Origin of the sequence: Streptomyces sp. NBC_00576 (assembly GCF_036345175.1) — a bacterium.
Taxonomy (GTDB): domain Bacteria; phylum Actinomycetota; class Actinomycetes; order Streptomycetales; family Streptomycetaceae; genus Streptomyces.
In genome coordinates, this window is sequence record NZ_CP107780.1 from 10,098,741 (window position 1) to 10,123,272 (window position 24,532).

Here is a 24,532-nt window from a genome sequence, read left to right on the forward strand (position 1 = left end):
TGATGCAGGATGCAGTAATGCAGGAAGCAGTGCAGGCAGCCATGTACGGCAGTTCTCTCGCGGACGCTCCCGCGATCCGCGAACCTCTCCACTCGCCCGTCGCGCACCTTGTGCGCGGCGGGGTCATCGAGGGCATCCACTACGGTTCCGTCGTCGTCCTCGGCGCCGACGGCCAGGTGGAGCTGCAGGTGGGCGACATCGAGGCGGCCTTCTATCCGCGCTCCGCCCTGAAGCCGGTCCAGGCGGTGGCCATGCTCAGGGCCGGTCTGCCCCTCGACGGCGAGCTGCTCTCCCTGGCCGCCGCCAGCCATTCCGGTGAGGAACGCCACCTGGCCGGCTCCCGCCGCATCCTGGAGCTGGCCGGCCTCGCCGAGGACGACCTGCGCAACGTGCTGGATCTGCCGTTCGACCCGGTCGTCCGGGACGCCTGGATACGCGAGGGTCGCCTGCCCTCCCGCCTCGCCCAGAACTGCTCCGGCAAGCACGCGGCCATGCTCTACACCTGCAAACTCAACGGCTGGCCCCTCGACACCTACCTCGACCCCGGCCACCCCCTCCAGCAGGCGATCGCCGAGATCGTCGAGGACCTCACCGGCCAGCGCATCGCCCAGGTGACCGTCGACGGCTGCGGCGCACCCCTCTTCTCCATCTCCTTGCACGGCCTCGCCCGCGCCGCGGCCCGGATCACCACCGCCGCCCCCGACACCCCGGAGGCGCTGGTCGCCGACGCGATGCGCGACCACGCCGAGATGGCCTCCGGTTCCGGCCGGGACGTGGCCGCGCTGATGCGGGCCGTACCCGGGCTGCTCAGCAAGGACGGCTTCGAGGGCGTCCAGGTCGCTGCCCTGCCGGACGGCCGCGCCGTCGCGGTGAAGATCGCCGACGGCGCGAACCGGGCCCGCGTCCCGGTGACGGCGGCGGCACTCGCCCGGACCGGCGTCGACCCGGCGGTGCTCACCGAGTTCGCGGGCGAACCGCTGCTCGGCGGCGGCCAACCGGTCGGCAGCATCCGCCCGGTCCGCGCCCTGGACCCGCTTCCCGCGGGACCGGCGTACACCTGAGACCGCACCCGCAGCTCACCCCGCCTCCCCACCCACCGAAAGAGGCCCGTACCACCATGACCGCAGCAGCCCAGCGCAGCGCCGCCGCAGTCCACCGCAGCGAACACGACCTGCTCGGAGACCGGGACGTTCCCGCCGAGGTGTACTGGGGTGTACACACCCTGCGCGCGACGGAGAACTTCCCCATCACCGGCATGACCATCTCCGCCTACCCGCACCTCATCGACGCCCTCGCCGCCGTCAAGGAGGCCGCCGCCCTCGCGAACGAGGAACTCGGGCTCCTTGAGCCGAAGAAGGCCGCCGCGATCGTCGAGGCGTGCCAGGAGATCCGCGCGGGCAAGCTGCACGACCAGTTCGTCGTCGACGTCATCCAGGGCGGGGCCGGCACCTCGACGAACATGAACGCCAACGAGGTGATCGCGAACCGGGCGCTGGAACTCCTGGGCCACGAGAAGGGCCAGTACCAGCACCTGCACCCCAACGAGGACGTCAACCTCGGGCAGTCCACCAACGACGTGTACCCGACCGCCGTCAAGGTCGCGACCGTCTTCGCCGTGCGCGGGCTCCTCCAGGCGATGACCGTGCTGCAGGATGCCTTCGCCCGCAAGGCGGTCGAGTTCCACGACGTGCTGAAGATGGGCCGCACCCAGCTCCAGGACGCGGTACCGATGACGCTCGGGCAGGAGTTCTCGGCGTACGCCGTGATGATCGAGGAGGACCGCAGCCGCCTCGCGGAGGCGGTCGAGCTGATCCATGAGATCAACCTCGGCGCCACCGCGATCGGTACGGGCCTCAACGCCCCCGCCGGGTATGCCGAGTCGGCCCGCCGTCATCTCTCCGCGATCACCGGGCTGCCGCTGGTGACAGCCGCGAACCTGGTCGAGGCGACCCAGGACTGCGGGGCTTTCGTCCAGATGTCGGGGGTGCTGAAGCGGGTCGCGGTCAAGCTCTCCAAGAGCTGCAACGACCTGCGGCTGCTGTCCTCCGGGCCGCGCGCGGGCCTCGGTGAGATCAACCTGCCGCCGGTACAGGCCGGTTCGTCCATCATGCCCGGCAAGGTCAACCCGGTGATCCCCGAGGTCGTCAACCAGGTCGCCTTCGAGGTGATCGGCAACGACGTCACCATCACCATGGCCGCCGAGGCCGGACAGCTCCAGCTCAACGCCTTCGAGCCGATCATCCTGCACTCCCTGTCGGAGTCCATCACCCACCTGCGCGCCGCCTGCCTCACCCTCGCCGAGCGCTGCGTGGACGGCATCACCGCCAACACCGAGGCGCTGCGCGCGAGCGTGGAGAACTCCATCGGCCTGGTCACCGCCCTCAACCCCTACATCGGGTACACGGCCGCCACCGACATCGCCAAAGAGGCACTCGTCACCGGCCGCGGTGTCGCCGAACTCGTCCTGGAAAAGGGCCTGTTGCCCGCCGAACGACTCGCCGACCTGCTGCGCCCCGAGATCCTGGCGGGCAACGGCGCGTAGCGCTCCGCTGGATAGGCGGGTTCTTCGCTGCGGGCCGGGGGGCTGGTCGCTCCCTCACCCTCGGCGGAGCCGCACATGTCACAGCCCGCGCACCCGATTCACCAGGACCGCTTGGACACACGAACGCGCATCAGGACCGGCCCGGAGGAGAATGGCGATCATGGCATCAGCTCCGTCGACCTCGCCCCCGACCTTTTTGCCGGTCCTGGAACGCATCGCCGAGGAGATCGGCCGTACCCCCGGCCGAGGACGTCCCGCCGACTACATCCCGGCGCTCGCCGCCCGTGACCCGCGCAGCTTCGGCATGGCCGTCGCCGAACTCGACGGCACGGTCTACGGGGTGGGGGACTGGCGGCAGCCGTTCTCCGCGCAGTCCGTCACCAAGGTGTTCACGCTCGCCCTCGACCTGGCCCGCGAGGGCGACGAACTCTGGGAGCACGTCGGCCGCGAACCCTCCGGCAACCCGTTCAACTCCCTGATCCAGCTGGAGTACGAGAACGGCATTCCGCGCAACCCGTTCATCAACGCGGGCGCCCTCGTCGTCACCGACCGCCTGCACACCCGTACCGGCGACGCGGCCGGGGCACTTCTGGACTTCCTGCGCGCGGAGTCCGGCAACCCCGGCCTCACGTTCGACAAGGAGGTCGCCACCTCCGAGGCCGGACGCGGCCACCGCAACGCCGCCCTCGCCCACTTCATGGCCTCCTACGGCAACATCGACAACCCGGTGCCGGACCTGCTGGAGCAGTACTTCCGCCAGTGCTCGGTCGAGGCGTCCTGCGCCGACCTGGCCCTCGCCACCGGCTTCCTGGCCCGCCACGGCGTCCGCGCCGACGGCACCCGCCTGCTGACCCGCAGCCAGTCCAAGCAGATCAACGCCATCATGCTGACCTGCGGCACCTACGACGCGGCAGGCGACTTCGCCTACCGAGTAGGCCTTCCCGGCAAGAGTGGAGTCGGCGGCGGCATCATCGCCGTCGTCCCCGGCCGCTGCACGCTGTGCGTATGGAGCCCGGGGCTCGACGAACGGGGCAACTCGGTGGCGGGGGTGGCGGCCCTGGACCGTTTTACGACACTGACCGGAGTGTCGGTCTTCTGACCGGGCGATGGGGGTCCCCCCGCTCGAGTGAAGCCGAGAGTGGGGGAGCGACAAGCCCCCACCGGGTCCACACCCGACAAACCACCCCACCAACCACTCACCGGTAACACGCAGGCCCCCGCCTGGAAGGCACCCCGTAGTCCTACGTCCACCCACCCTTGCCACGCTGCCCAAGTGCAGGTTCCCCCGACAAACCTCCCCCGCTGCCAGGCCATAGGCCTCATCGGCACCGCATGCCTCGCCCTCGGAGGCGAAACCGCCGGAGCCCTCCCCGCACACGAACTCATCACACCCTCTTCGGCCCGCGCCGCACTGGGCCTGGTCGGCGTCTACTTCGGCGTCGTCCTCCTGATCGCCGCCTGGGCCCTGCTCGGCAAGCTGGTCCGCAGCACAAATCCGCCCACCGTACGGTCCCTGATGCTCGTCCTCGTCATCTGGGCCGCCCCGCTCCTCCTCGCCCCACCCCTCTTCAGCCGCGACGTCTACAGCTACCTCGCCCAGGGCGCGATGGTCGACGCGCACATGGACGTGTACACGCACGGCCCCGCCCTGCTCGGCGGCCCGCTCGCCGCCGAGGTCGCCCCCGTGTGGCAGCAGACCGGCGCCCCCTACGGCCCGGTCTTCCTCGCCGTCGCGTCCGGGCTCTCCGGACTGACCCGCGGCGAGATCCCCGCAGGCCTCTTCGGCATGCGGCTGGTCGCACTGCTCGGCGTGGCACTGATGGCGGCGGCTTTGCCCCGCCTCGCCCGGCACAGCGGCGCCGACCCGGCAGCCGCGCTCTGGCTCGGCGCCCTCAACCCACTGGTCCTGCTGCACCTGGTGGCCGGTGCCCACAACGACGCGATCATGCTCGGGCTGCTCGGCGCCGGTCTGGTGGCGGCGCTGGGCCGATGGCCGGTCCTGGGCGCCGTACTCGTCACGCTCGCCGCCCTCGTCAAGGCACCCGCGGTCCTCGGCCTCGCCGCGGTCGTGGCGCTCCAGATCCGCGCGGGCCGCAGCCCGGTGCGGGCCGTACTGACCACGGTGAGCGCGGCACTCGCCACCACCGTCGCCGCCACCGCGCTGGCGGGCACCGGATACGGCTGGATAGGCGCCCTGAAAACCCCGGTGTCGCCCCAGAACTGGGCCCTCACCAGCCTCCTCGGCCGTGCGACGGCCGCCGCGCTCACGGAGATCGGCAGCGATCTGGCGCCGCTCGCCGTCCCCGCCTGGCATCTGCTCGGCCTCGCGATCACGGCCCTCGCCATCGCCTTCATATGGTTGCGCCGTCCGCGCCTCAGCCCGCTCTACGCACTCGGCCTCAGCCTGGCCGTCGTGGTCGTCCTCGGCCCGGCGATCCGGCCGTGGTACGCCCTGTGGGCCCTGTTCCTCATCGCCGCCGCGGCGCCCAGCACCAGTTCGGCGATACGCCGACGCCTGGCGGCCGTCACCGGAGTCGTTGCGCTCCTCGCCCTGCCGAGCGGTGCGCCCGCGGGGACCGAGGAGCTGATCCTGGCCGTCTCCGGCGGCGCGCTGGCCGTGGTCGTCCTCTGGCAGGCCCACCAAGCGGCCCCGGCACCCCTGCGGGAGAGCACGGTATGAGTCCTGTGAGACTGCCCCGCACCGACCGGGAACGGCTGCTCCTGGTGCTCGCCCTCGCCGTCACGGTCACCGTGTTCACGGCGACGGTGCCCTTGCTGCGCGGCTGGTTCGACCTGCGCGTCTACTACGGAACCGTCGACACCTGGGTTCACCACGGCGGCCGGATCTACGACTACCGGGTGCCGGGCACGGCGTACGGCTTCACCTATCCGCCGTTCGCGGCCGTCAGCATGCTCCCGATGGCACTGCTCGGGCTGCGTGCCGCGATCACCGCCGCGCTGCTCCTCAACCTGGCGGCGCTCGGCGCGGTGGTGTGGATGCTCGCCGGACCCGTGCTGCGCCGGTACGGCTGGTACGGCTGGGCCTTGACCGGGTGCGCACTGGCGCTGTTCGAACCCGTCCGCGACACCGTCAGCTTCGGCCAGGTGAACCTCGTGCTGCTGGCCCTTGTCCTCACCGACGCCTGGCTGCTGACGACCGGTCGGGCCCGCTGGGCGGGTATCGGGATCGGGCTCGCCGCCGCCATCAAGCTGACGCCGGCCCTCTTCATCGGGTTGCTGCTGCTCGCCGGTCGACGGCGGGCCGCCGGGGTCGCGACGGCTGTCGCCGGTGCGGCCACCGCGCTCGCGGCGTGGGTCGCGCCGGACGCCTCGCGGTTCTACTGGAGCGAGGCGCTGTGGGACACCGGGCGCATCGGGAAGGCGGCGTACGTCTCCAACCAGTCCCTCCAGGGTGTGCTCGCGCGACTGGCCGCGCCCGGCGAACCGAGCCGTGCCGTGTGGCTGGTGGTGGTTCTGGTCGTTCTCGGTGTCTGGGTGTGGCGGGCTCGTCGGGCCGTCGCGGTGGGGGACTGGTGGGCCGCGTTCGCCCTCACCGGGCTGACCGCGTGTCTGGTCAGCCCGATCACCTGGGTGCACCATCTCGTCTGGCTGCTCCCGTCGTTCGCCGTTCTGCTGCGCGGCGGGCACGCGCGCTTGGCGGGTGTTCTGTACGCGGTGCTGTGCACGAGCGTGGTGTGGCTGTGGTTCGACGACGCGTCCGGCGTCGACGGCTTCGTCGGCGGCAGCGCGTACGTCTGGGTCACGTTCGGGTTGCTGCTGTGGCTGCCGGTGGACGATGCCGGTCAGACCCGCTTCACGCCCCCGATCCGCAGCGCCAGCGACACCGCTCCGGCACCGAGCACGGCCGCTCCCACGATCGTCCAGGTCTCGGGCCACCCAGGCCCGCTGTCGGACGTCACGGTGGCGGCCACCGGCACCGGCACCCGCACCGGCGCCTCGGGCCCCGCGGGCGATACCGGCCGTGCGGCGACCAGTGAGCCGACGGGATCGACGCGTCCGGCGGCCTCGAACCCCCAGTCGAGCAGTGAGCGGGCCTCCTCGTAGACGGCGAACCCGTCGCCCTCCTGAGGGTTCATCACCGTGACGACCAGGGTGCGCCCGCCCCGGCGCGCGGCGGCGACCAGTGTGTTGCCCGCCTTGCTGGTGTAGCCGTTCTTGACGCCGACCACACCCCGGTAGCGCTCGACCCCGTTGGCGCCGGTCAGCAGGCGGTTGGTGTTCTGGATCTCGTACGGCCGGCCGCCCCCGCCCGGGAACTTCGCCCAGGCCGTGCCGCAGTAGTCGGCGAAGTCCGCGTTGCGCAGCCCCGCTCGCCCGAACACCGCCAGGTCGTACGCCGAGGACACCTGCCCCGACGTGTCGTAGCCGTCGGGCGAGCGCACATGGGTGTCGCGGGCGCCCAGGGAACGGGCCTTGGCCTGCATCCGGACCGCGGCGTCGCGCCAGCCCCCGCTCATGGCGGCCAGGACATGCACGGCGTCGTTCCCGGAGTTGAGGAACACTCCCCGCCACAGGTCCGAGACACGGTACGTGCGCCCAGCGGCGACCCCGACCAGGCTGCTGCCGTCGCCGATGCCCGCCAACTCGGCCTCGGTGACCTTGTGCCGCAGGCCCGCGGGCAGCGTGGGCAGCACCGTCAGGGCGAAGAGTGTCTTAAGCGTGCTGGCCGGCGGCAGTTTGCGGTGCGCGTTGTGCGCGGCGAGTACGTCACCGGTACCGGCGTCGGCGACCACCCATGACAGTGCGGACACGTCCCGGGGGAGGCGGGGTGCGCCGGCGCGGAGCCGGGCGTGGGTGCCCGAGCGGTACAGCAGCCGCGTGTCCGTCGCCGTCGGGGTGACCGGGTCGGCACGTGTGCGGGCGGACGCCGGGACGGGCGCGAGCGCCAGCACCCCCGTCACGCACAGCGCACAGCAGGAGGCGGCGATCCGGGAAGAGAATCTGATGGTCATACCGCAAACGTAAGAATGCGCGTGCCGAACACCGTGGTGCCGGGGCCGAGAACCGGGCCCGAACACCCGGATGCCACACGCGAAACCATGTGAGCGTCGGTGACAGCGCCCCAAAGGGACGCGGGGCGGTCTCAATATGCGGCTCGGTGGTGCGGTCGCGGCCGGCCATGGTGGACCCGCAGGCGATGCATCGTGCGTCCAGTGGAGGGCTTACGCAGGCAGCGTCGGTTGGATCCGCCGAAGGAAGGTCGCGTTGTCGGGCGTGTCGCGGAGCCGCTCCAGGAGGGTCTCCAGGCTCGCCTGGCCGTCCCGCGTCTGCAGGGCCCGCCGCAGTCCCTGCACGGTCGTCAACTCGGCCGGGGACAGCAGGAGTTCCTCGCGACGGGTGCCGGAAGGGTTGATGTCGACGGCCGGGTACACGCGCCGGGACGCCAGCTCGCGGCTCAGCCGCAGCTCCAGGTTGCCGGTGCCCTTCAGCTCCTCGAAGAAGAAGTCGTCGGCGCGGGAGCCGGTCTCCACCAGGGCCGTGGCGAGGATCGTCAGTGAGCCGCCCTCCTCGGCCAGGCGTGCGGCGCCGAACAGCCGCTTCGGCCCGAGAATCGCGGCGGCGTCGACCCCGCCGCTGAGGGTGCGGCCACCGGAGGCGGCCGCGTTGTTGTGGGCCCTGCACAGCCGGGTGAGGGAGTCCAGGAGGATCACGACGTCCTCGCCCGCCTCGACGAGCCGCTTGGCTCGCTCGACGACGAGTTCGGCGAGCGCGATGTGCTGCTTGGGCGCCTTGTCGAAGGTCGAGGCGTACACCTCGCCGCGCACGGAGCGCCGCATGTCGGTCACCTCCTCGGGCCGCTCGTCGAGCAGCACCACCATCAGGTGGCACTCGGGGTGGTTGCCGGCGACGGCCGCCGCGACCTGCTGGAGCAGCACCGTCTTGCCGGTCTTGGGCGGGGCCACGATCAGCCCGCGCTGGCCCTTGCCGACGGGTGCGATCAGGTCGGTGACGCGCCCGGTGAGTCCGGCCGCCGGATGTTCGAGGCGGAGCCGGTCGCGCGGGTGCAGCGGGGTGAGGTCGCGGAAGTGGCGACGGCCGCGCAGCTCTTCGGGCGTACGGCCGTTGACCAGCCCGACCTCGGTCAGAGCGCGCTGGCTGCCTTGTGAGCCAGCGACGAGGTCGCCCTTGCGCAGGCTGTAACGCCGGATCAGCGCGGGGGAGACCTGGAGGTCGGTGGGTGTGGGCAGGCAGCTGTCGGCGGCCCGCAGGTACCCCTTCCCGTTGCCGTCGATGTCGAGGACACCGGTCGCGATCCGGGCCGGGGGCAGTTGTTCTACAGGGGGGTGTTCGAGTGTGGTGGTCATGGTCGGACAGTCCTTTCACGGACGGAGACGCATGCCGCATGAGGCACGCGGAGGGAAGAGAAGGAAGAAACAGGGGGGAAGCCGCGAGAGCTGAGCGCGCCGAGCGCGCTACGGGCGGCGGGAGACAGCAACACCCCGGGTACGGCAGAGCTACGTCGCCGCTGGTGAGGTGGTACTGGAAGAGCTGATGTGCCGATCGGAAACCGACGGGCGGGTCAGCGAACTGAGGAGGAACTGACACCGGCGCCCGAGAAGGGGCGTACACAAGTGCTGATGGCACCGTAACACATGATGTGCGGGTGTGGCTGTGATTTGTGACTCAGCGGCTCGCGAGGAGTCCGTAGAGGAGCGGGATGCGCGGCTCGGGCAACCGCCACCAGCCCGACGCCGTACGTTCCATACGGGGCCAGCGTGGCCAGGGCAGTTCGTCGCTCTCGCGCAACCGTCGGATGGTCAGTCCCGCCCCGATCAACGCGTTGACGACCTCGTCCATTCCGTGCATCCACTCGAAGCTCTCGGTCGCCCCCGCCACGGCCGGCCCGTCGGTGTACGTGAATGTCGCATCGCGGTGCACGGCGCCCCGCGCCCCCAAGTAGTCGTGCCGCAGCAGGAGTTCACCGGTGTCGTCCGGAGTAGGCTTCGGGCCGAGCGAGTTGAGCAGCGGATGGAACTCCACGATGTACAACAGGCCGCCGGGGCGCAGGAGTCGGGACACCGTTTCCGCCCAGCTGTCCAGGTCGGGCAGATAGCACAGGGCGCCCTTCCCGGTGTACACGATGTCGAACCGCCGCTCCGCCAGGGCCTCCACGGCGTCGTACACGTTCGCCCGTACGTAGGCCACGTCGAGGCCCGCCCTCGCCGCGATGCCGCGCGCGGCCGACACGGACGCCTCGGAGAAGTCGAGCCCGACGGCCCGTGCCCCGCGCTCGGCGAAGGCAAGGGTCTCCGTGCCGAGGTGGCACTGCAGGTGGAGCACATCGCGGTCGGCCAGTGCGCCGAGGTCCTCCCACTCCCAGGAGGCGAACCAGCGCGACGGATCGAGGCTCTCGGGCAACCCGTAGAAACGGCTGGCGAGATGTACGGGGGTACGGGCGTCCCAGTTGGCCTCGTTGGCCCGCATCATCCGCGCGTGCTCGTCGGTGGTCATGGGGGTCATCCAACCAAAACGCGCCCGCTCAGGCGGACTCGGCGGCTTTCGCCTCCTGCGCGATCTGCTCGAACTGGGCGCCCATGGCCGCCGCCAGCTCCTGCGCGGCCGACAGCGGGCGGACCATGACGGCCAGCTCGTCGATCAGACCGTCCTCGTCGAGGTGCAGGAAGTCGCAGCCCTGGAGTTCGCGCCCGCCGACCCGCGCCCTGAACACGAGCGCGTGGTCACGGCTGTCGGGGGCGCCGATCTCCCGCTCGTACCGGAAGTCCTCGAAGACCCGGATCACAGCACGCAGGATCGCCGCGGTGATCGCCTTCCCGGGGTACGGCCGGAACGCGACCGGGCTGGTGAACACGACGTTCTCCGCCAACAGCTTTTCGACGGCGTCGAGATCCCCGGCCTCCACCGCCTCACGAAATGCACGCATCCGCTCACCCTAAAGTGTGAACCGTCCGAGCGGGCGTCCGAGGTGCCGACCCGAGGGCTCCTTCTAAGCTGGGCCGATGTTCAGCCCCGAAGGCCCCACTCTCCGTGAACTCGCTGTGCAGGCACTGTCGTCCGTCGAGCGCGGCTACGACCTGCTCGCACCGAAGTTCGATCACACACCGTTCCGCACGCCGGACACGATCCTCGACGCGGTGGCGTCGGCGCTCGGACCGGTCGGGCCCTTCGACGACGGCCTCGACCTGTGCTGCGGCACCGGCGCCGGCCTGGCGGTGCTGGAGCGGGTCTGCCGGGAGAGTGTCACCGGGATCGACATCAGCGCGGGCATGCTGGAGGTGGCCCGTCAGCGGGTGCGGACGGGGACGCGGGCGGGGATGGACGACCGGCCCGACGGGCCGCGCGTCGCCCTGGTGCGCGGCGATGCCCGCGCTCTGCCCTTCGCCTCCGCGCCCTCCGCCCCCTCCGTCGCTCCCGCCTTCGATCTGGTCGTCAGCTTCGGGGCGTTCGGACACTTCCTGTCGGGTGAGTTGCCGGGACTGTTCGCCCAGGTCCACTCCGTACTGCGGCAGGGCGGGCGCTTCGCGTTCCCCGTGGTGGCCCCCGCCCGCCCGGGAACGCGCGCCTACTGGGCGCTGCTGGGCTTCGACGCGGTGATGAGAGTGCGCAACACCGTCTGGAAGCCACGGTTCGTCATGTACTACCGGGACTTCCGACTGGCAGACGTACGAAGGGAGTTGACGCACGCCGGCTTCGGTGTGGAGACCTGTGCCCTGCCCGAGTTCGGGCGACGCCCGGACGGCAGTCCGCGCTGCCGGATGGTGGTGGCGACGCGGACTGCCGGCGGGTACTCGGTCAGCTCTTGATGAACTCCAGCAGATCGGCGTTGAACGCCTTCTCGAAGTCGCCCACCAGGCCGTGCGGGGCGCCCGGGTAGACCTTCAGCGTCGAGTCCTTGACCAGCTGCGCCGTCTTCTCCGCCGACGCGGCGATCGGCACGATCTGGTCGTCGGCGCCGTGCGCGATCAGCGTCGGTACGTCGATGCGTCCCAGGTCCTCGGTGAAGTCGGACTCCGAGAACTGCTTGATGCAGTCGTAGGCCGCCTTGAGGCCGACCTGCATGCTCCACAGCCAGAACGCGCGGCGCATACCCTCGGACGGGGTCGCGCCCGGCCGGTTGAAGCCGAAGAAGGCCTCGCTGAGGTCCCAGTAGAACTGCGAACGGTCCGCCTCGACGCCCGCCCGGATACCGTCGAAGGCATCGATGGGCGTGCCCTCGGGGTTGGCGTCGGTCTTCAGCATCAGCGGGGGCACCGCACCCAGCAGTACGACCTTGGCGACGCGCGCCGTGCCGTGGCGGCCGATGTAGCGGGTCACCTCGCCGCCGCCGGTCGAGTGGCCGACGAGGATAACGTTGTCGAGGTCGAGCGACTCGATCAGTTCGGCCAGGTCGTCCGCGTACTGGTCCATGTGGTTGCCCTGCCACGGCTGCGCGGAACGGCCGTGCCCGCGCCGGTCGTGCGCGATGGCGCGGAAGCCGTGCTCGGCGACCAGGCGGGACTGACCGTCCCATGTGTCCGCGTTCAGCGGCCAGCCGTGGCTGAACACCACCGGCTGCCCCGTGCCCCAGTCCTTGAAGAAGATCTGGGTGCCGTCGGAGGTGGTGAACGTGCTCATGTGTGCCTTTCGAGAGGTAGGACGTAGTCGGACGGACGCGCGATCTGCCGCGCGTCGTCCGGTCATACCTCGACGTTATGCGCACACGGCGTCCAGCGAATCTGTCATCTGACTACACCTGCCACCCACCCCGTACGACCCATAACCCAGCTGCGCTCCTTACCTGCGTCAGAGCGCGCTGTACAAGGCGTCGATCAGCGCCATCTTCCGCGGGTCGTCGGCGATATGGGGACCCATGCGGTTCATCACAAACCCCATCGACACTCCGCCATCCGGGTCGGCCAGCCCACAGGAACCGCCGAAGCCGTCATGGCCGTACGCCCTCGGATTCGGCCCGTACGAGCCGCCCGGGCCGCTCAGCCACAGCCCGAGCCCGATCTCCGTTTCGTGGTCGAAACCGGCGCCGAGCACCAGGTCCCGGCAACTGCCCTGCCCCTCGCGCACCCGCTCGGCCGCCGCGGGGGAGAGGATGCGCTGTCCGCCGTACGAGCCCTGGCCGGCGAAGACGCCGTACAGCGCGGCGATCGCGCGTGCCGTGCCGTGTCCATTGGCCGCCGGTATCTCCGCGGCCCGCCACTCGGGACTGTTCGCCTCCGCCGGGCCCGCGAGGGGGTTGGCCAGGGCGGCGATCGCCGTAGGGGTCAACTGGGCGAAGACCGCGGCCTGTTCACTGGCGGAGGCGGCAGGCGGCTGTACCAGCTCGGCGGCCCGCTCGGCCTCCTTCTCCGGCAGTCCGATGGTGAAGTCGATGCCCAGCGGCCCGGTCACCTCCCGCTCCAGGAAGGCGCCCGGCAGCAGCCCCGACACCCGGCGGACCACCTCACCGACCAGGAAGCCGTACGTCAGCGCGTGATAGCCGGACCGCGTCCCCGGCTCCCACCAGGGCTCCATGGCCGCCAGCCGGCGGGTCGTCAGCTCCCAGTCGTAGAGGTCGGCGAGCGAGTGCGGCTCCCGCAGGCCGGCCAGGCCCGACCGGTGCGACAGCAGGTGCCGTACGAGTACACCCTCCTTGCCCGCCGCCGCGAACTCGGGCCAGTACGCGGCCACCGGGGCGTCGAGGTCGAGCAGCCCACGGTCGGCGAGGATGTGCGCGCACAGCGCCACGGGACCCTTCGACGTCGACCACACGTTGACGAGAGTGTCCTGCTCCCACGCGCGCGTGTGCCCCGCGTCCGCCCAGCCGCCCCACAGGTCGACCACCGTCTCGCCGCCGACCGTGACACTCACCGCCGCGCCCAGCTCCCCGCGGTCGCGGAAGTTCTCCTCGAACGCCGTGCGCACCGCCGAGAAGCGTGCGTCGCAGTCGCCGTGAACGTCTGGCGCGTGCTCGGACATGGGCCCTCCAGGGTCCGCCGGAAAACCGGGCCACGACGCTGTGACCCGGCACCGATGAACATACCGACTGGTCGGATCGCGCGGAAGGTGTCGCAGTCGACCAGATCGGCCTGAGAGTCCGTCAGGCGTACGAGCGCAGCCAGCTCACCTTCGTCGCCTCCTGATACGGGCCGCCGCCCTCGTGGTCGTTGAAGTCGTAGACCTCGACCTGCTTGTCCTCGTGCGCCCAGGCGTTGAAGGCCGCGAACACCGTGGACGGCGGGCAGGTCTGGTCCTCCAGAGCCGTCGAGAAGAGGGCCGGGGCCCGGCCGCGGGCCGCGAAGTGCACGCCGTCGAAGTAGGCGAGCGTGTTCAGGGCGTCGGCGGTGCGGCCCCGGTGAGTCTTGAGGTAGTTGCCGATCTCGCGGTACGGGTTGCGGTCCGTGAGTGTCGCCGCGCGCGGGAAGTCGCACAGGAACGGCACGTCCGGGGCGACCGCGACCAGGTCAGGGACCAGCCCGCCGACCGCGATCGTGATCCCGCCGCCCTGACTGGAACCGAGGGCCACCGTGCGCGCCGGGTCGACCAGGGGATGCGAACGGGCCGCCTCCACCGCGCGCACCGCGTCCGTGTACACCCGCCGGTAGTAGTAGTTCTCGGGAGCGTCGATGCCACGGGTCATGAATCCGGGGTACGAGGGCGCGTTGCCCACCGGGTCCGCCGTCCCGCCACCGCCGCCCCAGGCGCTGCCCTGGCCGCGCGTGTCCATGGCGAAGTGGGCGCGGCCGGTCGACGCCCACAGCAGGTTCTCGTGCGGCAGGCCGCGCCCGCCGCCGTATCCGATGAACTCCACGACCACCGGCAGCGGCTCCGAGGCCCCGGCGGGCAGCCGCAGCCAGCCCTTCACCGGGTGGCCGCCGAATCCGGCGAACGTCACGTCGTACACGTCGACCGTGGTCAGACCCGTCTCCACCGGCTCGAAGCGGGCGTCCAGGTCGTGCTCCCGGGTCTCCTGGAGGGTCTTGGACCAGAAGGCGTCGAAGTCCTCGGGCTCGGCGGACGCGCTGCGGTACTCGCGGAGTTCGTCGAGGGGGAGGTCGAACTGGGCCATGTAGGACCGCCTTTGCGGGGTAGTGGCAAGCGCTTGCGGATGATCACACCGTACGTGGGAGGACCAACGACCCGCCAGGCCTCAAGCCGCGGGCAAGACCTCCGTGATGACCGCTCACCTCTACGATGACGCCCATGCCGACTGCTGTGGAACTGCTGGTCAGGGATGCCGAACTGCTCGTGGTGGACGGCACGCGCGAGATTCCCGGCGGGTGGGTGGCCGTCGACGGCGGGCGCGTCACCGCCGTGGGCCCCGCGGGCACCGAGCCGGAGGCACGGACGACCGTGTCGGCGGCCGGACGACTGGTCACCCCGGGCCTGATCAACACGCACCACCACATCTACCAGAACCTCACGCGCTCCTACGCGCCCGCCGTGAACGGCACCCTCTTCGACTGGCTGACCACGCTCTACCCCCTGTGGGCCGCCCTCGACGAGGAGGCGGCCTACGTGTCCGCGTACGTCGGCATGGCCGAACTCCTCATGGGCGGCTGCACCACCTCCTCCGACCATCTGTACGTCCATCCGCGCCCCGGACTTGTCGACGCCGAGATCCGCGCCGCCTGCGACATCGGCTTCCGCTTCCACGCCACCCGCGGTTCGATGACCCGGTCCGTGGAGGACGGTGGCCTGCCGCCCCGAAGCGTCACGCAGACCGAGGACGAGGTCCTCGCCGACAGCGAGCGGCTGATCAAGGCCCACCACGACCCGGAACCGGGCGCGCTGATCCGGGTCGCCCTCGCGCCCTGCTCACCCTTCTCGGTGACCAGGGAGCTGATGACGGCCACCGCCGAACTCGCCGAGCGCTACGACGTACGCCTCCACACGCACCTCGCGGAGGACCACGACGAGGACACGTACTGCCTGGAGACGTACGGCTGCCGGCCCGTCGAGTACTTCGAGGAGGCCGGGTGGATGAGCGACCGCACCTGGGTCGCGCACTGCATCTATCCCAACGACGCCGAACTGCGCCGACTGGCTGCCGCGGGCGTCGGCGTCGCGCACTGCCCCAGCTCCAACATGCTCATCGGCGGCGGCACCGCCCGCGTGAAGGAGATGCGCGAACTGGGCCTGCCCGTCGGCATCGGCTGCGACGGCTCCGCCTCGACCGACCATGCCTCGCTCTGGATGGAGACGCGCGGCGCCCTGCTGCTGGGCCGCTACCGGGGCGGACCCGGTGCGATGACCGCGCGCGACGCCCTCGACATCGCCACCCGGGGCTCGGCGCGCTGCCTGGGCCGCGCCGACGAGATCGGGCATCTGCGGCCCGGCGCCTGCGCAGACCTGGTCGTCTGGGACCTGCACGAGGTCGCGCTCGCCGGTGCGCTCAGCGACCCCGTGGAGGCGTGGTTGCGCTGCGGACCGGCCCGCGCGTGGACGACGGTCGTCGGCGGACGCGTCCTGGTCGACCGGGGCGAACCCGTCCTGCCGGGTCTGCGGGACGCGCTCACCGACCACGGCCGGATCGCCCGCCGGATGCAGCAGATGGTGTAGGGCTTCAGCAGCGCCACTGATCGTCACGCCCGCCGCCGCGTCCACTCCGGCCCCGTACGCGCCCACGCGCGTTCCCACTCCCCGAGGCGCCGCTGAACGACCGTACGGCGTAAGGCGGTTCGGGCGAGGAGTACAACACCGGCGGCCACCCCCGCGGCACAGATCCCCACCGCCGCCGTGTGCTGCCGGACCGCGGCGGCGCCGGGCGGCGGCGCGACGGTCCGCCCGTGCGCGTCGAGCCACAGATCGACGGCGTCACCGCGTCGCGTACCGGCCGGCACGTGCGCCGTCGCCGTGCGCGCCCCCGCCCCAGGTTCCGTCCACAGCACCCGCACGCGGTACAGGTACTGTCTGCCGGCCAGCGCCGGGGGCGCCCCGGCATCCGCTCCGGCGACAGCCACCGCATGGACGAGATGACGCTCGGCACGTTGCGCGGTGGCCGTCGCCCGAGCCTCGTCGTATGTCCACCGGGCCGCGAGGACCCCGGCCAGGGGCGCGCCGACGAACAGCGCCACGGCGAGGACGAGCACCGTCCACGCCTCCACGACGTCCGACCGGCGGCGCAGCGGATTGCGCCGCCAGCGCCAGCCGTACACCCGGGTTCGCCCTCGGACCGCCACCCGCCCATCGTCGCGCGCGGCACCGACCGAACGGGAGTCGCGTACGAGGGGCACGCGTACGACCGGCCCGCGCCCCCGTGGGTCCGGCGCACCACCGAGGGCCGTGGCCCGGCCTCAGCCGAAGCGTTCGATCCGGATCCGGTGCACGGGCTGGCCCGCCGCCACCAGCAGCCGCGAGGCGTGCTCGGCGAAGGCGTTGGAGCCGCACACGTACGCCTCCCAGCCGCCCGGCGGCTGCTCGGCGGCCAGCAGCGGCGCCACGTGGGATGCCGCCAGCCGCCCGACCGGCACACCCTCGGGCGCCCGGCGGGTGAAGACGGGAGTGGTCTCGGTCCCGTACTTCCGCGCGTAGATCAGCTCCTCGGGGCCGCGCGCGGACACCAGCAGCCGCAGCGGCACGGTCACGCCGCACGCGCGGTGGTGCCGGATCATCGACATCAGCGGTACGACGCCGGAGCCGGCGCCGATCAGCAGCGCGGGACGGTCGCCCGGCCAGGCGAAGAAGCCGCTGAGCGGACCGCGCACCTCGACCTCGTCGCCCGGTTTGGCAACCGTGTGGAACCAGCCGGAGACCTCGCCGCCCTCGACATGGTCCAGGGTCAGCTCGATGTGCCCGGCGTCGCCCGGGGGCGAGGCGATCGAGTAGTGGCGCTGGGCCGTGTAACCGTCTTCGGCCCGCAGCCGCAGCATAAGGTGCTGGCCGGGCAGATGACCCGCCCAACCGGGCACCGCGAACCGGAAGGTGGACGCGCGGGGCGTCTCCCGCCGGACCTCGGTCAGGGTGGCCGTCTGCCAGAGGGCCGCCGCCCGGTTGCTGACGGCGATACGGCCCGGCACCGCGAATCCGGTCGGAGGGACAAAGGTCTCAGTCACCGGAGTACCTCTGCTCATCCCACGGGTTCCCGCGCGCGTGATAGCCGTTCTGCTCCCAGAACCCCGGCTCGTCGTGGTCGAGGAGCCGCAGACCCGCGATCCACTTCGCGCTCTTCCAGAAGTACAGATGCGGCACCAGCAGCCGCGCCGGGCCACCGTGCTCGGCGGGCAGGGGCCGCCCCTCGTACTCCCAGGCGATCCACGCCCGGCCGCCGGTCAGGTCGGCGAGCGGGAGGTTCGTGGTGTACCCGGTGTGCGAGTAGGCGACGGCGTGCGTCGCGGACCCGTCGGGCCGCACGGCGTCGAGGAACGCGTCCAGGGACACGCCCCCGAACCGCACCCCGAACTTCGACCAGCTCGTCACACAGTGGATGTCACCCTCGTACGCCGACGCGGGCAGCGCGTGGGCCTCGGCCCAGTCCCACGTGTGCGGCTCGGCCACCAGGCCGTCGATCCGGAAGGACCAGTCCGCGGGCGCCAGATCGGGGGTGACCTCGGCGGACAGGACGGGCCAGTCGTCGCCCGCGTCGTACTGGCCGGGCGGCAACCCGGCGTTGTAGACGCGCGGGCGTCCGCTGAAGCCTCGGGTGACGTTCATAGGGTGGATGCCTCACGGTCAGGCCTGGTCAGTCGGTACGCGTACCACCGTACGGGGTCACCGGGCATGCCCCGGACCCCGGGCCCGCGGTGATCATTGCGGGCGTATGAACACTCCTCAAGCCTTCGGAACCCCGGGAATAGCAGTCCCGCGATCGACCTTGCGGTTGAGTGCGGGTCCTGGTGATCGGCGCACCGGCTGATCAGGCGCGAGCGAAGGAGAGTGGGAGCAGATGCCCAAGGCGTACGTCTTCACACGGTTCGGCGGCCCGGAGACCGAGGCGTTCGTCGACGTGGACCGGCCGCGCCCCGGCCCCGGACAACTGCTCGTGGCGGTGCGCGCGGCCGGCGTGAACCCCGTCGACTGGAAGCAGCGCACCGGCTACGCCCGCGCGGGCGGCGCGGCGCGCGAGCTGCCCGCCGTCTTCGGCAACGAGGTGTCCGGAGTCGTCGCGGAGGTCGGTGAGGATGTCACCGGCTTCGCCGTCGGGGACGCGGTCTTCGGCAACCCGGTCGCCGGCGGCTACGCCGATTACGCGCTGCTGCCCGTCACGGTGACCGCGCCCAAGCCCGCCGGGCTGTCCTTCCCGGACGCGGCGGCCCTGCCCGTCGCGGCGGCGACCGCGTACGACGGCGTCGAACAGCTCGCCCTGCCCGAGGGCGCCACCCTGGTGGTCACCGGTGCGGGCGGCGGGGTCGGCGCCGCGATCCTCCAGATCGCCCGGACCCGGGGGCTACGGGTCGTCGGGGTCGCGAGCGACGGGAAGAAGGACTTCGTCGAGTCGCTGGGCGCGGTGCACGTCCCGTCCGGCCCCGACCTGGCCGCACGGGTGCGGGCGGCGGCCCCGGAGGGCGTCGACGGCGTCTACGACCTGGTCGGCGGCGAGGTGCTCGCCGAGGCCGCGACCCTGCTGACCGACCGCACCAAGCTGATCACGGCGGGCGCACCCGCCGACGTCGTGGAGCGACTCGGCGGTGCCCGGGTCGCCCGCGCCCGCGACGCCGCCGTCCTCGAAGCGGTCGCGGACCTCGTCGTACGCGGCGACCTGAACCCGTATGTGACCCGCACCTTCCCGCTCGACCGGGCCGGTGAGGCGCTGCGCACGGTCGAGGAGGGCCACGCGCGCGGCAAGATCGTGATCGAGGTCGCCCGATGAGCGACGGCGCGCCCCACGTCCTCGACAACCCCGCCCTGGCCGCGCTGACCGGCCCGCACGCCCACTTCGCCGAGCGGCGCGGCCGCGTGTTGCGCTACCCCGTCGACGTGTCGCCGTGGCTGGCGCTGCCCGACGAGCCCGACGCCGACGACTGGGCCGATGTCGCCGCGCTCGCGGGCCCCGGCGCCGAGGTGCCTCTGGCGGGCTTCGCGGGACGGGTCCCCGAGGGCTGGGAGATCACGTTCGAGATCGACGGCGTGCAGTTCGTGGACGACGGCCTCGTCGCCGGGCCGGACCCGGAGTCGGTCCGCCTCGGCCCCGCAGACGTGCCCGAGATCCTCGACCTCATCGAACGGACCCGGCCGGGCCCCTTCCTGCCCCGCACCGTCGAGATGGGCACCTATCTGGGTATCCGCCGGGACGGCGCCCTCGTCGCCATGGCGGGGGAGCGGCTGCACCCGCCCGGCTGGACCGAGATCAGCGCGGTCTGCACCGACCCCGCGGTTCGCGGCCAGGGCCTGGCGACCCGGCTGATCCGCGCCGTCGCCCACGGCATCCGGGAACGCGGTGAGACGCCCTTCCTGCACACCGGAGCCGGGAACACCCACGCCATCCGGCTCTATGAGTCCCTCGGCTTCCGGCTGCGCCGCAGAACCGCGTTCCTGGCGGCCCGGGTGCCCGAACGCCTCGGCGACGAGCGGGAGTTGGCGGTGCCGTAGCAGGGATGTCACACAGTGAGAATCGGGGTGGAGAGGACCTGCGCCCAACTGTTCGGGTAGTGTTGCCGTCCGGCTGTGGAACGCCCCAGCCGGACATCACCTGGGAGGTGAGACCCATTACCGCTGTGTCAGGTCGGGTGCTCTCACCTCAAGGCAGCGAGTCGCTCCGCGGGAGGTGCCGCGAGGGGTTGTCGGTTCGCTGCGGCGGGGTCGCGGCTGGTCGCGCAGTTCCCCGCGCCCCTTTGGGCGCGGACACTGCTGGGCTCGCTTAGGCGATCGCGAGAGCGCCCTTCGGCTTCCGAAAGGCTCTCGATTCCATGCCCTCCAGTTCTTCCAGTTCTTCTTCGCTCAACTCCTCCCCGGCATCCGTCGCCGCCGCCCTGCGCGCGGCAGGCTGTGTCTTCGCCGAGGACGAGGCACGGTTGATACTCTCCGCCGCCCCTGGCCCGGACGAGCTGGCCGACATGGTCGCCCGCCGCGCCTTGGGCCTTCCACTCGAACACGTCCTCGGCTGGGCCGAGTTCAGCGGCCTGCGCATCGTCGTCGAGCATGGTGTCTTCGTGCCGCGCAGACGCACCGAGTTCCTGGTCGCCGAGGCCCTCGCCCAGGCCCCGGACGCGTCCGTCGTCGTGGACCTGTGCTGCGGCTCGGGCGCGGTCGGCGCCGCGCTGGCCGCCGTACTCACCGGGGTCGAACTGCACGCCGCCGACATCGACCCCGTGGCCGTGCGCTGCGCCCACCGCAATGTCGCCGCGTACGGCGGCCGTGCCCACGAGGGCGACCTGTTCGAGGCCCTGCCCGCCGGCCTGCGCGGCCGGGTCGGGATCCTCGCCGCCAACGTGCCCTATGTCCCGACCGAGGAGGTCGGCCTGCTGCCCCCGGAAGCGCGCGACCACGAACCCCTGGTCGCGCTGGACGGCGGCGGCGACGGCCTCGACGTACTGCGCCGGGTCGCCGCCGGGGCACGGCAGTGGCTGGCCCCCGGCGGCTGCCTCCTCGTCGAGACGAGCGAACGCCAGGCACCGTCGGCGATCGAGGCCTTCGAGAAGGGTGGCCTGGTCACGCGGCTCGCGGTGTCCGAGGAGCTGTACGCGCATGTGGTGGTAGGAGTCCAGGCCTAGGCGCGCGGAACGACCGGTGGCGTCCGTGCGAGGGTGCTCGCACGGACGGCCACCGGCCGTGGGGGTTCCGGGTTCCCGGCTCAGAGCCGGTAGGGCTTCGAACGTCGGCGCAGTACCCAGGCCGCCGCCACGGCGCCGCACGCGACCAGTACGCCGCCTGCCACGAGGGTGAGGGTGCCGTAGTCCTCGGCAGCACCGCCGAGACCGCCCATGACACCCCGGGTGGGGGAGGCCGTGGCGGAGATGGTGGGCGTCGAGGCGGTGCTGACGATGACCGCCTGGGAACCGGCGGTGGCACCGTTCGCGCACCGCACGGTGACGGTGTAGGTGCCGGGGCCGATGTTGGACCAGACGGCGGACTGGCTGGCGCTCGTCCCCGAGAGCGTGACCACACGCCCGTCGTTGAAGGACCGCTGGCTGCTGTTGAGGAGCGAGGCGCTGCCGTAGCCGCTGCCGCTGCTGGTGAGGCATGTGGTGGTGGTCACCGAGACCGTGGACCCGCTGGTGCTCACGGAGATCCCGGCCGCCGAAGCGGTCTGGGCGGTCAGGGTGAGCGGAAGCACGGCGGCGGCCGCCACGGTCAGGCCGGATCGGAGGAGGAGTGGAACGGTTCGCATGTGGACTGCCCTCCAGCGGCACGGTTGGCGGTACGTCCCATGCGCCGCCGAGGGGTCGGGGATCGCCCGTGCTGCCTCGGGGCCAGCAAACGTGCCCCCGGCCAGGACCGCATCCGGACTGCCACCAGGCAGGTGATGGATTCGTTCGTACGGCGGACCGGTGATGGGTTGTCAGGGCGATCAGGACCACCGCCCCGCGACGTCGTTCTACGGAGCCGTCACCGCCGTCCGCTCCGCCGAGAACCCACCCCACGTCCCGTCCGGTAGCCGCGCTCTGATCCGTACCCGGTATCCGACCCCCGCGTCCCGGCCCGCATAGAAGCTGTACGACGCCCGCTCGCGCGGTGCGGGGCCGCCCCACACGAGGGACGTGGCCGGACGTCCGTCGAGCTGGATCTCGTACTCCGTGATCACGCCGTCGGGGCGCGGCGGTATCCAGGACAGGTCGAGGTAGTACGCCCCGTCCGTGCGATGGGTCGTCGTACGGAAGCCGGTGGGGGCGGTGGCGCGGCCGTCGTCGGTGCCCGGTGCGGTGGTCAGCCGTACGGGGTCGCCGGCGGGGGAGACGTTGTCGGCGGCGTCGCGGGCGCGGACGGTGAAGGTGTAGTCGGTGCCCGGTCGCAGCCCGGTGACCACAGCGGTTGTCCGGTCCCCGCTCACGGTGTGGATTCTCGACGTGCCCTGGTAGATGTCGTACGAGGCCACACCCCGGTCGTCGGTCGACGCACCCCAGGAGAGCCGTGCCGACCGGCTGCCGGCCGGGCTGCCCCGCGGGTGGCCGGGGCGGGTCGGGGCGGTGGCGTCCGCCGGGGACGCGACGGGGGTCGTCGCGCGGACACCCTCGCTGTGTGGCCCGGAGCGCCCGTCGGTGTTCCGTGCCCGCACGGTGAAGACGTACGGGGTGGCCGGGGCGAGGCCGACGACATCCACCATGTGCTCCGAACCGGGCACCTCTCTCACCTTCATCCCGCCGCGATACACCTCGTACACGGCGACCTCGGGCCCGTCCGGTGCCCGATTCCACATCACGTGCACGCTGGTCGCGCTGCCCGCGGCGGCTGTGACCCCGGCCGGGGTGGGCGGAAGCCGGACCCCCGTGCCGCTCCCGTCCCCGCTCCAGGCACAGGAGACGGTGAGCAGCAGCACACCGCAGACGGACGTGACGTAACGGACGACGCGTCGCACAGCCGGCCCCTCTTCCATCCCTCCCGCATGTATTGGTCCGGACCAATATGGACCCCGTGGGGTGGGTGCATCAAGAGGGATGCGGATGCTGTGTGGCCGCCTGGAATACGTATGCTGAAGCTCATCAAGGCTGAACTGGCCCTGCTGTCAGGGCAGTTCATGTCAGTGGCGCGGAACCGCTGTCGTCGCAGGACTCGCGCCGGTGCGGGCGGCCGGGCGGCCGGAGCCGACGCAGGCTCAGGTGCCCGGCCCCTGTCGGGAGTTCGGGGTATGCACCGTACGGCCCCCCAACGGTGGACGCGTGATCGGACCGGTACCAGATTGGACCGAGTGTCCGTCAGATCCCCTAGGAGAGGCCCCCTATCGTGCGTGTCCAGACGCTGACGCTCGCCGCGGCCGGCGCCGCCCTGCTCGCCCCGACCACTCTTCCCGCCGCCGTCCACTCGAATGAGCCGGTGCGGTACGAGGGCAGCGTCCGGGCCGCCGACCTGCTGGCCAAGGTGCGTGACTGCACGCCCGTGTCCAACGGCCGCTATCGCAGCGACGCCGGAACCCCGGCGGACATCCCTGTCTGCGGCACCGAGGACGCCGTGTTCTGGAAGGCCGACATGGACATCGACTGCGACGGTCGGCCCGGCCCGCGCTGCAACAGCCGCACCGACCCGTACTTCGCCAACAGCACCGCGTACCAGCAGTCCGATGGTGGCGAACTGGCCCCCGAACGCCTGCCGTTCATCGTCGTACCGGTCGCCAGCAGCATCTGGAACTACCGTGACCACGGCATCCGGGGCGGCTCGGTCGCCGCCGTCGTCTACCGGGACCGAGTGGAGTACGCGGTCGTCGGCGACACCGGACCGTACGACATCATCGGTGAGGCGTCCTACGCCACCGCCGACGCGCTGGGCATCAACCCCAACCCACACGGCGGCGGGGCCGCCTCCGGCGTCACGTACATCGTCTTCAAGAACTCCAGGGTGTCGCCGATCGAGGACCACGCGGCGGCGGTGGAGACGGGGGAGCAGTTGGCGAAGCAGTTCGTGGGCCAGGTCGACGCGGGTGACGCGGGCGTGGACGGCGACTGAGGCGACCGGCTCCGGACGGGCCTTGGGGAGGGGCGGCGGGCCGGTCCTCGAACCGTTCCCCGCCGCCTTCTTCCCGCCCTTCCCGTCCTCCCTCACACCTTCCGGTACGTGTACGCCTCCGCGGCCGCCGCCTCGACCGCCGCGAGGTCGGCTCCCGTGGACGCCGTGACGACCGCCGCCACCGCTCCCTCGACGAACGGGGCGTCCAACAGGCGGGTGCCGGGCGGGAGTTCGTCACCCTCCGCCAGGAGCGCCTTCACCGTGAGGACCGCGCTGCCCAGGTCCATCAGGACGGCGACTCCGGCACCCCGGTCCACGGAACGGGCCGCCGCGGTGATCAGTTCGGCGCTCGTGCCCAGTTCGCCGGACTCGGTGCCGCCCGCCGCGGCGACGGGAACGGTCGCACCGCCGCCCACGAGCCCCCGGGCCAGGTCCGCCACCGAGGATGCAACCGCCGCGCTGTGCGAGACCAGCACGACCCCGACCAACTTCTCGCCGCCCAGGCCG

General features: G+C 71.9%; 23 protein-coding genes and 1 pseudogene. 11 read left to right on the top strand and 13 right to left on the bottom strand.

Going from position 1 to position 24,532, the window contains the following annotated elements:
* Nucleotides 1–41: 41 nt before the first annotated feature.
* The 5 genes from OG734_RS43945 to OG734_RS43965 all read left to right on the top strand — a co-directional run bounded on the left by OG734_RS43945 (nt 42) and on the right by OG734_RS43965 (nt 6,607).
* A complete protein-coding gene (locus OG734_RS43945; protein WP_330294010.1) occupies nt 42–1,061 on the top strand; it encodes an asparaginase in 1,020 nt (339 codons plus the stop codon).
* Nucleotides 1,062–1,117: 56 nt separating this feature from the next.
* Nucleotides 1,118–2,542: an aspartate ammonia-lyase gene (aspA, locus tag OG734_RS43950; protein WP_330292970.1), complete on the top strand. Its 1,425-nt coding sequence runs from the start codon at nt 1,118–1,120 to the stop codon at nt 2,540–2,542.
* Between the two features lie 151 nt (nt 2,543–2,693).
* Nucleotides 2,694–3,641, top strand: a complete 948-nt coding sequence (locus OG734_RS43955; protein ID WP_330292971.1) for a glutaminase — start codon at nt 2,694–2,696, stop codon at nt 3,639–3,641.
* 174 nt (nt 3,642–3,815) lie between these two features.
* On the top strand, nt 3,816–5,222 hold the full coding sequence (gene mptB / locus OG734_RS43960; RefSeq protein ID WP_330292972.1) for a polyprenol phosphomannose-dependent alpha 1,6 mannosyltransferase MptB: 1,407 nt from the start codon (nt 3,816–3,818) through the stop codon (nt 5,220–5,222).
* A gap of 5 nt (nt 5,223–5,227) precedes the next feature.
* On the top strand, nt 5,228–6,607 hold the full coding sequence (locus OG734_RS43965) for a glycosyltransferase 87 family protein (RefSeq protein ID WP_443065129.1): 1,380 nt from the start codon (nt 5,228–5,230) through the stop codon (nt 6,605–6,607).
* Between the two features lie 35 nt (nt 6,608–6,642).
* Here the strand turns inward: OG734_RS43965 and OG734_RS43970 are convergent.
* The 4 genes and pseudogenes from OG734_RS43970 to OG734_RS43985 all read right to left on the bottom strand — a co-directional run.
* A pseudogene (locus tag OG734_RS43970) lies at nt 6,643–7,515 on the bottom strand (D-alanyl-D-alanine carboxypeptidase family protein); the annotation flags it as partial.
* Between the two features lie 210 nt (nt 7,516–7,725).
* Entirely contained in the window at nt 7,726–8,868 is a 1,143-nt protein-coding gene (gene rho / locus OG734_RS43975) for a transcription termination factor Rho (protein ID WP_330292974.1), read from the bottom strand.
* 319 nt (nt 8,869–9,187) lie between these two features.
* Entirely contained in the window at nt 9,188–10,015 is an 828-nt protein-coding gene (locus tag OG734_RS43980; RefSeq protein ID WP_330292975.1) for a class I SAM-dependent methyltransferase, read from the bottom strand.
* 28 nt (nt 10,016–10,043) lie between these two features.
* Nucleotides 10,044–10,445 (bottom strand): nuclear transport factor 2 family protein, encoded by a 402-nt coding sequence (locus tag OG734_RS43985; protein WP_330292976.1) that lies wholly within the window; start codon nt 10,443–10,445, stop codon nt 10,044–10,046.
* A 76-nt stretch (nt 10,446–10,521) separates the two neighbouring features.
* On the opposite strand from OG734_RS43985, the gene OG734_RS43990 reads away from it, so the two are divergent.
* Nucleotides 10,522–11,325, top strand: a complete 804-nt coding sequence (locus OG734_RS43990; protein ID WP_330292977.1) for a class I SAM-dependent methyltransferase — start codon at nt 10,522–10,524, stop codon at nt 11,323–11,325.
* On the opposite strand, the gene OG734_RS43995 is transcribed toward OG734_RS43990, so the two are convergent.
* The 3 genes from OG734_RS43995 to OG734_RS44005 form a co-directional block, all read right to left on the bottom strand.
* A complete protein-coding gene (locus tag OG734_RS43995; protein ID WP_330292978.1) occupies nt 11,315–12,136 on the bottom strand; it encodes an alpha/beta fold hydrolase in 822 nt (273 codons plus the stop codon). The two genes, OG734_RS43990 and OG734_RS43995, sit on opposite strands and share 11 nt — an antisense overlap.
* Before the next feature lie 168 nt (nt 12,137–12,304).
* The gene (locus OG734_RS44000; protein ID WP_330292979.1) at nt 12,305–13,471 is read right to left on the bottom strand and encodes a serine hydrolase domain-containing protein; all 1,167 of its coding nucleotides are present in this window, start codon (nt 13,469–13,471) and stop codon (nt 12,305–12,307) included.
* Nucleotides 13,472–13,592: 121 nt separating this feature from the next.
* Nucleotides 13,593–14,561, bottom strand: coding sequence for an acetylxylan esterase (locus tag OG734_RS44005; RefSeq protein WP_330292980.1), 969 nt, complete (start codon nt 14,559–14,561; stop codon nt 13,593–13,595).
* 134 nt (nt 14,562–14,695) lie between these two features.
* Here OG734_RS44005 and OG734_RS44010 point away from each other — a divergent pair, with 134 nt between their 5' ends.
* Nucleotides 14,696–16,054 (top strand): 8-oxoguanine deaminase, encoded by a 1,359-nt coding sequence (locus OG734_RS44010; protein WP_330292981.1) that lies wholly within the window; start codon nt 14,696–14,698, stop codon nt 16,052–16,054.
* 23 nt (nt 16,055–16,077) lie between these two features.
* Here OG734_RS44010 and OG734_RS44015 read toward each other — a convergent pair whose 3' ends face one another.
* Genes OG734_RS44015 through OG734_RS44025 form a run of 3 tightly spaced genes read right to left on the bottom strand, consistent with a single transcriptional unit; the run spans nt 16,078 to nt 18,145 of the window.
* On the bottom strand, nt 16,078–16,728 hold the full coding sequence (locus OG734_RS44015) for an Rv1733c family protein (protein ID WP_330292982.1): 651 nt from the start codon (nt 16,726–16,728) through the stop codon (nt 16,078–16,080).
* Between the two features lie 60 nt (nt 16,729–16,788).
* Nucleotides 16,789–17,547 (bottom strand): ferredoxin reductase, encoded by a 759-nt coding sequence (locus tag OG734_RS44020; protein ID WP_330292983.1) that lies wholly within the window; start codon nt 17,545–17,547, stop codon nt 16,789–16,791.
* Entirely contained in the window at nt 17,540–18,145 is a 606-nt protein-coding gene (locus OG734_RS44025) for a sulfite oxidase-like oxidoreductase (protein WP_330292984.1), read from the bottom strand. Before OG734_RS44025 ends, OG734_RS44020 begins: the two co-directional genes overlap by 8 nt.
* Nucleotides 18,146–18,377: 232 nt before the next feature.
* Between OG734_RS44025 and OG734_RS44030 the strand changes: the two genes are divergently transcribed.
* The 3 genes from OG734_RS44030 to OG734_RS44040 all read left to right on the top strand — a co-directional run bounded on the left by OG734_RS44030 (nt 18,378) and on the right by OG734_RS44040 (nt 21,141).
* Nucleotides 18,378–19,301, top strand: a complete 924-nt coding sequence (locus OG734_RS44030; RefSeq protein WP_330292985.1) for an NADP-dependent oxidoreductase — start codon at nt 18,378–18,380, stop codon at nt 19,299–19,301.
* Nucleotides 19,298–20,020, top strand: coding sequence for a GNAT family N-acetyltransferase (locus tag OG734_RS44035; protein WP_330292986.1), 723 nt, complete (start codon nt 19,298–19,300; stop codon nt 20,018–20,020). The genes OG734_RS44030 and OG734_RS44035 overlap by 4 nt, the downstream gene beginning before the upstream one ends.
* 317 nt (nt 20,021–20,337) lie before the next feature.
* The gene (locus OG734_RS44040) at nt 20,338–21,141 is read left to right on the top strand and encodes a putative protein N(5)-glutamine methyltransferase (RefSeq protein WP_330292987.1); all 804 of its coding nucleotides are present in this window, start codon (nt 20,338–20,340) and stop codon (nt 21,139–21,141) included.
* Nucleotides 21,142–21,221: 80 nt separating this feature from the next.
* Here OG734_RS44040 and OG734_RS44045 read toward each other — a convergent pair whose 3' ends face one another.
* Together OG734_RS44045 and OG734_RS44050 are read right to left on the bottom strand one after the other, a co-directional pair.
* A complete protein-coding gene (locus OG734_RS44045) occupies nt 21,222–21,758 on the bottom strand; it encodes a hypothetical protein (RefSeq protein ID WP_330292988.1) in 537 nt (178 codons plus the stop codon).
* A gap of 207 nt (nt 21,759–21,965) precedes the next feature.
* Nucleotides 21,966–22,943: a fibronectin type III domain-containing protein gene (locus tag OG734_RS44050; RefSeq protein ID WP_443065031.1), complete on the bottom strand. Its 978-nt coding sequence runs from the start codon at nt 22,941–22,943 to the stop codon at nt 21,966–21,968.
* A gap of 365 nt (nt 22,944–23,308) precedes the next feature.
* Between OG734_RS44050 and OG734_RS44055 the strand changes: the two genes are divergently transcribed.
* Nucleotides 23,309–24,025, top strand: a complete 717-nt coding sequence (locus OG734_RS44055) for a glycoside hydrolase family 75 protein (protein ID WP_330292990.1) — start codon at nt 23,309–23,311, stop codon at nt 24,023–24,025.
* Nucleotides 24,026–24,117: 92 nt separating this feature from the next.
* Here OG734_RS44055 and OG734_RS44060 read toward each other — a convergent pair whose 3' ends face one another.
* Nucleotides 24,118–24,528 (bottom strand): PTS-dependent dihydroxyacetone kinase phosphotransferase subunit DhaM, encoded by a 411-nt coding sequence (locus OG734_RS44060; RefSeq protein ID WP_330294011.1) that lies wholly within the window; start codon nt 24,526–24,528, stop codon nt 24,118–24,120.
* Between the last annotated feature and the right edge of the window lie 4 nt (nt 24,529–24,532).